This is a genomic window from Pantoea sp. CTOTU49201, from assembly GCF_032054795.1.
GTDB classification, from domain to species: domain Bacteria; phylum Pseudomonadota; class Gammaproteobacteria; order Enterobacterales; family Enterobacteriaceae; genus Pantoea; species Pantoea symbiotica.
The window spans coordinates 1-6,906 of the sequence record NZ_DAMBSA010000259.1 but is presented as its reverse complement, the minus strand read 5'-3'; the positions used below and the strand labels follow the sequence as shown (position 1 = coordinate 6,906).

General features: G+C 58.5%; 8 protein-coding genes. All 8 read right to left on the bottom strand.

Annotated features, from left to right (window positions below):
- Window positions 1-1,236, bottom strand: a 1,236-nt coding sequence (locus RTY00_RS16845; RefSeq protein WP_312665201.1) for an FAD-binding oxidoreductase, incomplete at its 3' end; no start/stop codon positions are given.
- Between the two features lie 92 nt (window positions 1,237-1,328).
- Window positions 1,329-2,129 carry an ABC transporter permease gene (locus RTY00_RS16840; protein ID WP_277976232.1) on the bottom strand — a complete coding sequence of 267 codons (801 nt, stop codon included), beginning with the start codon at window positions 2,127-2,129 and terminating at the stop codon, window positions 1,329-1,331.
- On the bottom strand, window positions 2,129-2,959 hold the full coding sequence (locus tag RTY00_RS16835) for an ABC transporter ATP-binding protein (protein WP_312665200.1): 831 nt from the start codon (window positions 2,957-2,959) through the stop codon (window positions 2,129-2,131). The genes RTY00_RS16840 and RTY00_RS16835 overlap by 1 nt, the downstream gene beginning before the upstream one ends.
- Complete coding sequence (locus tag RTY00_RS16830; RefSeq protein WP_312665199.1) at window positions 2,956-3,927, bottom strand: ABC transporter substrate-binding protein; 972 nt, start codon at window positions 3,925-3,927, stop codon at window positions 2,956-2,958. The genes RTY00_RS16835 and RTY00_RS16830 overlap by 4 nt, the downstream gene beginning before the upstream one ends.
- Before the next feature lie 9 nt (window positions 3,928-3,936).
- On the bottom strand, window positions 3,937-4,815 hold the full coding sequence (locus RTY00_RS16825; protein ID WP_091004106.1) for a creatininase family protein: 879 nt from the start codon (window positions 4,813-4,815) through the stop codon (window positions 3,937-3,939).
- A gap of 14 nt (window positions 4,816-4,829) precedes the next feature.
- Window positions 4,830-5,285 (bottom strand): RidA family protein, encoded by a 456-nt coding sequence (locus RTY00_RS16820; protein ID WP_312665202.1) that lies wholly within the window; start codon window positions 5,283-5,285, stop codon window positions 4,830-4,832.
- Window positions 5,275-6,474 carry an amidohydrolase family protein gene (locus RTY00_RS16815; RefSeq protein WP_312665198.1) on the bottom strand — a complete coding sequence of 400 codons (1,200 nt, stop codon included), beginning with the start codon at window positions 6,472-6,474 and terminating at the stop codon, window positions 5,275-5,277. Before RTY00_RS16815 ends, RTY00_RS16820 begins: the two co-directional genes overlap by 11 nt.
- On the bottom strand, window positions 6,471-6,906 hold a 436-nt coding region (locus RTY00_RS16810; RefSeq protein ID WP_312665197.1), incomplete at its 5' end, for a 2Fe-2S iron-sulfur cluster-binding protein. The genes RTY00_RS16810 and RTY00_RS16815, both read right to left, overlap by 4 nt.

The window sequence follows — 6,906 nt, the reverse complement described above, 5'->3', positions numbered from 1 at the left end:
GATCACGTGCGGATTATTAATTTTCACGCCGTTTGCGCGGTAAATATCCATAATCGCGTTGAGTCGCTCTTCGTCGCGATAACGCACCAGCGGCAATCCGCTACAGGTAATGGTGCCGTTCATGTCGCGTAAGAATTCAATGTGCGACATCACCTCATCGGACAATTGCGATTCTAAAGCGACAGCCTGCTGCTGATAGTTATCCGCCGCATAGGCGGTTTGCAGGTAGGTCAGCGTCTTGTCGATTTTCAACGCCTGCAGCGTGGTGTGATTCCAGCAATACTCGATCAGCGAATGGCCGCTGTTTTCCCCTTCGGCAAAATGCAGCGCGTTGCGTCCCGCATGTTGGCTAAGAAGTGCAGGTAACAATCCATCGCTTTCGCTGCCAACCACAGAAATTACGCCATGTTTACCCGCCACATCGGCATCGGCCAGATCGCTGAAGTAATCGAGCACTGGCGCAGCAAATACCGCAATCTGTCGTTTCACCATGCCCGGCGAACGCGCCAGTGCATCGGCAAAGGCCATCGCCGCCGCGAAATCGTTAAAGATATCCAGACGTTCAATCCAGTCGTGACGCGGCGCCAGCGCCAGTTCGATCTCCAGCACAATGCCGTTGCTGCCGTATGCGTGATGCAGCAGCAGCGCATCGGGTGCCTGCAACGTGATAATGCGCGGCGTTTCTTCCATGGTCATCAGGCGCACTGAAAGCACGTTGCCTGGCGCAGCCAGCGGACCGTAATTGATAGAACCCACGCCGCCAAATCCGCCGCCAAACAGGCCGCCAAGCGTCGCCAGTTTCCATGTGGACGGCATGCAGCGCAGCTCCCAGCCAAGTGGACGCGTATGCGCTTCCAGATCGCCGAGCCGAATCCCCGCCTGCGCGCGCACCGTGCCGTTACCGACGGCAGTAACGGCGTTGAGACGCGTCATATCGACCATCACGCCACCGTGCAGCGGAATCAGCTGCCCGTAATTGCCGGTGCCGCCGCCACGCAGGTTGAGCGGCACGCGCTGTTTAGTACAGGCCGCGACGATCAGTGCCAGCTCGTGCTCATCACGCGGACGCACCGCTAGCTCGGCAAACTTCTCTTCCAGCTGCGGTTTCAGTACCGGGCTGAACCAGTGGAAATCGCGTGACAGACGTTTGACCTTCGGCGCTTCTTTAATCCAGTCAAGTTCAGGCAACGCCGCGACCAGCGCCGCCAGTGCAGACTGGCGATCGGAATCAGACATGTTTTAATCCTGTGGTAAAAGGGGATCACGTAGGGTCGCCATTCATGGCGACCTTCTCAATCCAGGTCGCCATGAATGGCGACCCTACGATGTTAGTTGGGGCTTAATTCACTCTCATGCCACGCCGCCAGCACGCGGCGCGTCAGCCACGACATCAGCGCGAACAGCAGAAAACCTGCCAGTGAAATTAGCAGCAGCGCAGCAAACATCAGTGGGATATTGAGCTGATAACCGGCCTGCAAAATCTGGTACGCCAGCCCGGTATCGGTACCGCCGGTGCCAGCGACAAACTCGGCCACAACCGCGCCAATCAGCGACAAGCCGCTGGAGATGCGCAGCGCGCCGAAGAAGTACGGCAGCGCCGAAGGAATACGCAGGCGCAGCAGAATCTGCATGCGTGACGCGTGATTGAGGCGGAAGTAGCTCAGCAACCCCGGCGACACGCTGCGCAGACCTTGCGTGGTATTGGAAATTATTGGAAACACCGCCATCAAGGTGGCACACACCACCAGCGACAGCGTGGTGTCTTTTACCCAGATGATGATCAGCGGCGCGATGGCGACAATCGGCGTCACCTGCAGGAACACGATGTAGGGAAAAAGGGCGGTTTCAATAAAGCGATTTTGCACCAGCAGAAATGCCACAATCGAGCCGATAACGATTGCCACCGCGAAGGAAATTACGGTGATTTTCAGCGTGTAGAGCAACGACATAAACAGCGTTGGGAAGTTCTGCACCAGGCTTTGCGCCACCACTAACGGCGACGGCACCAGAAACACCGGCACCTTGAAGGTGGTGACCAGAAACTGCCACAGCAGCAGCATGGCGACCGCGACGATGGCAGGAAACAGCCACTGCTGAAATTGACGATGGGCCGCTAACGGTTTCATCATTAACTCTCCTTGCTCGCTGCCAGCAGGCCGCGTTGCAGCTGTTGCGCATAGTGCGTGAAATCCTGGCTGACGCGGAACTCATCGTCGCGCGGCAGCGCCGTTTCAATGCGAATGTCATCCACCACGCGTCCGGGGCGCGCCGCCATCATAATTACCCGCTGCGACAGAAATACCGCTTCCTGAATCGAGTGGGTGACAAACACCACCGTCAGCTTCTGCTCCTGCCACAAATCCAGCAGATCGCTGTCCAGTTTGTTGCGGGTGATTTCATCCAGCGCGCCAAACGGCTCATCCATTAGCAGCACTTTCGGACGCGTAACCAGGCTGCGCGCAATGGATACGCGCATCTGCATGCCGCCGGAAAGCTCGCGCGGCAGCACGTGACCAAACTGGTCGAGGCCTACCAATTCAAGGATCTCGCGCACGCGGGTATCCGCTTCGGCACGCGGCACGCCCGCCAAATCGAGCGGCAGACGCACATTTTTGTGCACGTTGCTCCACGGCATCAGCGTCGCTTCCTGAAACACAAACGATAGCGGCAGATCGCGTTGATTTTCCCGCCGATCGCGGCGAAACAGCATTAACTTGCCATCGGTGGGCTCAATCAGTCCGGCGATCATTTTCAGCAAGGTACTTTTGCCGCAACCGGACGGGCCAAGCAGCGAGACAAATTCGCCCTGACGAATAGTGAGATCGACCGGCAGCAGCGCGCGCGTGCCGTTGGGATAGATTTTCTCCGCTGACAGCACCTCAATCGCCGGTGGCGCCGCAGAACGCGGCACCGCTTGCGCATCGGGATGCAGCAGCGTCAGATGGCTGGCTGTATTCATGGCAGAACCTTGACGTCTTGGATGAATTTAAGCGTGTAGCTGCCGTCAAACGGCACTTTGGCAGGATCGATCAGTTTGGTATCGACCAGCAGCTGCCAGGTTTGCTTGAGGCGCGCCTCGGTTATGATGCCGATGCCGCCGGTTTGTGCATCGCCGCCGGTCAGCATCTGGTATTTCTTCATCTGCGCGATGCCGAAAGCGATCTGTTCATCGCTCATCTGCGGGTTCTCTTTCTTGATAAGCACGTTGCCAGCGGCTGGATCCTGCAGATAGTTTTTCCAGCCCTGCATCGATGCCTTCACAAACGCCGCCACCGCTGCCGGACGTTTCTCAATGGTCGATTTCATGCAGACGATGCTGTTGCCGTACGGCGGATAGCCCCAATCGCTGATCGGATAGACATTGGCCTGCGCATTGGCTTTCTGCACCGCAAAAGGCTCGGAGGTGATGTAGCCTTGCTGCACCAGATTTTTATCGGCGAGGAACGGCTGAATGCTGAAGGTGTACGGACGCACGCGGGCGTTTTTCAGGTTAAGCGCGCTCTGCGCCCACGGCCAATATGAGGTGTAGGCTTCCGCCGCCAGCAGGAAGGTTTTGCCCTGCAAATCGGCCTGATTTTTCACATCCGGATGAGTGAGAAAGGCAATCGCCGAGTGCTGGAAGGTGGTGGCAACCGGCATCGCTTCAACGCCTTGCTGCCAGATTTCCAGCGCCTGCATGTTATCGCTGATGATGCAGTCGGCCTGACCGGCCGCCATCAACTGCATGGTATGCACCTGCGGACCGCCCATCTTGATGGTGACGTCGAGACCGGCATCGCGATAGAGATTCTGCGCCTGCGCCTGGTAGAAACCGCCGTGTTCGGCCTGCGCATACCAGTTGGTCATAAAGGTGAATTTCTCCGCCGCCATGCTCGGGGCCGAGAGTGCCAGCGCAAGTGCGGCCACAGTGCTCAATGTTTTTTTCATCGTTATTCCCTAGCGAGGTGTTAAAAAGGCGGCGGCGTCGTTGTGGTCTAATACTTTGCCTTGCCATTGGCCGGTGCCCCACGCCGGTTCGGCGCGCGTTACCCATGTCATCTGATGCACTTCGGTGATCACCTGCGCCCAGCTTTCTGCCAGCGAATCGAGGATCGCCGCGCCTTGTTCGGGCGTAGATGGCAAAGGATCGCCAATCACACCGCTTGGACCGAAATCGTAGGACGCCCATGCCGCCATCGGTTTGTTGGTCGAAAGCGTCGGGCAGGGGAATTCCGGTGGATAGTTGGCGACGGCTTTGTCCATTTGCACGGTATCGGGTGCCAGCGCCAGCATCAGCGCGGTTTCCGCATGTCCCGCGTGCATCGCCATCTGCCGCTCTTTGTCATCCATAAAGCTTTCAGCGCAGTTCGGCACTTTGAAGGTGTCCTGCATGATGATGATCATGTCGCCGTGGCGCAGACGCAGCTCGCGCGCCGCCATCTGCAACGGCTGCGGCTGGCCGCCGTGGCCGTTAACCATCAGAAATTTGCGGAAACCGGCGCGATAGAGTGATTCGCCAATCTCCAGAATGGTGTGCAGCAGGGTTTCGCCGGTCAGCGTCAACGTGCCGGGAAAATGCAGGTGCTCATCCGATTTGCCGTAAGTGATCGGCGGGATGGCGTAAGCGGGGATCGCCGCCGGTAAGCGCGCCAGCGCATGGCCAACCACGCCGGAAGCGATCACGCTATCCACCGCGCACGGCAGATGCGGGCCGTGCTGCTCAATCGCGCCGGTCGGCAACACGATCACGGTGTTGGCTTTATTCTCCAGCGTGGCGATGTCGGTCCAGCTCAGGTACGGCAAAAAGCGGTTTGCCGGAATATAACCATGCAACATTTCAACTCCTCGTGTTATTGCGGCAACCACGCCGTGGCTTCAACTTCAATTAAGACGTCCGGACTCGGCAGCATTTCGCTGACCTGCACCACGGTGGAAACCGGCGGTGCATCGGGGAAAAATTGCTTACGCACCCGGCTGTAATGGGGGAAATGGTCGAGGTTGCGAAAGTACTGCACCAGTTTGAAGACATCGCTCATCTGGCCGCCCGCGCTTTCGATGGTGGCGCGGATGCTCTCCAGCACGTACCAGCTCTGCGCCAGAATCGGTCCCTCTTTAATGTCGGTGGAGAACTCGCCGGTGCGGCCAAGCAGTTGTTGCGCCGCTGCGGGAATGTCGTCGTAGCCGCGCACAATGGTGGCGGTTTGTGGGTTCACCGGAATAATGCCGGAGAGGAAAATGAAGTCGCCCGCGCGTCGCCACGCGGCATATTTCGCCAGCGGTTGTCCCGCTCCTGCATCAAGCGCCATCTGTTGTTTCTCCATAACGCACACCCATTTTCAGCCGATAACGCTGACGTTGCCGTAACGGCCAGCTCGCCACATCGGCATCCGGAAAGATCACTAAATCATTCGCCAGCAGCGCGTGACGTTGGCAGATCAGCGCTGAAGCCTGATCAAATGCCGCGCCCAGTTGCAGGCTCAGCAAGCCGCTAAACAGCGTATCAAGCGGGTCGTAGCTGCCAAACGGGCAGAACGCGTCCTGCACATTGTCAGCGCCGAGCAGCAGCGGAATGCCAAGCGCCTGCGCCTCTTTCACCAGCGTTAACCCGCGCAAACGCGGCGTACGGCCAGCCACCGCATCCTGCAGCAGCAGATTGGTGAGCGGCAGCGCAATCAACGTCACATTGTGTTGAGCCAGCACGGCAAGAATCTGTTGCGCATCATCCTGTTGCGACAGCGCGCAGCTGTGGCTGCAAGTGATCGCGCCGCTAAACGGATGCTGCTGCAAATAGTGCGCCAGCCAGCGTAATCCCTGCGCCTCGACGTTAAGTTCTTCATCAATATGCAGATCGATATCCAGCTGCCACAGTTCGGCGGCCTGCATCAGATGCTGAAAAGCCTGCGCATCCCAGTTGCTGCTGTGAATAAAGCCGCCTAACAGCGCGCCGGGGCCGCTGGTCGCGACTTGCGCGGCGATATGCTGCGCATCACTGGCATCGGCGAAAAAGGTCAGTGGCGCGAGGGCGACACGTTCAATGCTGCACAGCGGATGGTGCAAATCGCCAATCACTTGCCACGCTAACGGTGCATCAACGGAAAACCAGTCGATGTGGGTGCGCAGCAAACCAACGCCGGCTTCCACCGCCCAGCGCAGCGCCTGGCTGGCGCGCTGCCGCAAATCCTCGGCGTTCCAGTGCGCGCGGTCCTGATGCATGGCGGCAATCGCTGCCAATAAACCAGGCTGTTGTGCCGGGCTGCGCTGGATGGTGAAGGTTTTGTCCAGATGCGCGTGCGGCTCGATAAACGCGGGCAGCGCCAGCGCGCCATTGAGCGGCAGATAATCAGCGGGTGCTGCTGCGCTGTCGGGTTCGAATTGCAGGCCAGCAGCGTGGAAATGTAAGGTCGCCAGCTGCGGTTGATTGTTGGTTTCAGGCCAGTTTTCTGGCAGCAGCCAGCGGGGTAAACGTGCGCCGGTCGCTCCTGGATAGCCGCTCATAGATCCAGTACCAATAATGGTGAACGCGCGCGTGAGCAGCACAACACGATGCAATCATTGGCCGCGCGCTCTTGCTTACTCAGTACCTCATCACGGTGATCCGGTTCGCCCGCTAATACGCCGGTGATACAGGAACCACACATGCCTTGCTCGCAGGAAAGCGGCAATTCGATACCTGCATTCTCAAGCACTTCAGCGATAGTTTGTTGCGCGCCCACGGCAAACCGTGCGCCGGAGGAGGCGATCTCCACCTCGAACGCACCGCCTGCCATCACTGTTGCTGTGGGTTGGAAGCGCTCGCTGTGCAGCTGTGCTGCGGACCAGCCGTGTTGTAAAGCAAGCTGCTGCAGATGATCCATAAAACCTGCCGGACCGCAGAACACCAATGCTGCGTTATCTGGCTTAGTGAGATCGTCGGGAACCTGCTGGCGT

What these genes read in the sequence shown, in the direction of transcription:
- RTY00_RS16820 (WP_312665202.1), bottom strand. Translation starts at nt 5,285, where the DNA reads ATGGCGCTTGATGCAGGAGCGGGACAACCGCTGGCGAAATATGCCGCG.
- RTY00_RS16840 (WP_277976232.1), bottom strand. Translation starts at nt 2,129, where the DNA reads ATGATGAAACCGTTAGCGGCCCATCGTCAATTTCAGCAGTGGCTGTTT.
- RTY00_RS16830 (WP_312665199.1), bottom strand. Translation starts at nt 3,927, where the DNA reads ATGAAAAAAACATTGAGCACTGTGGCCGCACTTGCGCTGGCACTCTCG.
- RTY00_RS16835 (WP_312665200.1), bottom strand. Translation starts at nt 2,959, where the DNA reads ATGAATACAGCCAGCCATCTGACGCTGCTGCATCCCGATGCGCAAGCG.
- RTY00_RS16825 (WP_091004106.1), bottom strand. Translation starts at nt 4,815, where the DNA reads ATGTTGCATGGTTATATTCCGGCAAACCGCTTTTTGCCGTACCTGAGC.
- RTY00_RS16815 (WP_312665198.1), bottom strand. Translation starts at nt 6,474, where the DNA reads ATGAGCGGCTATCCAGGAGCGACCGGCGCACGTTTACCCCGCTGGCTG.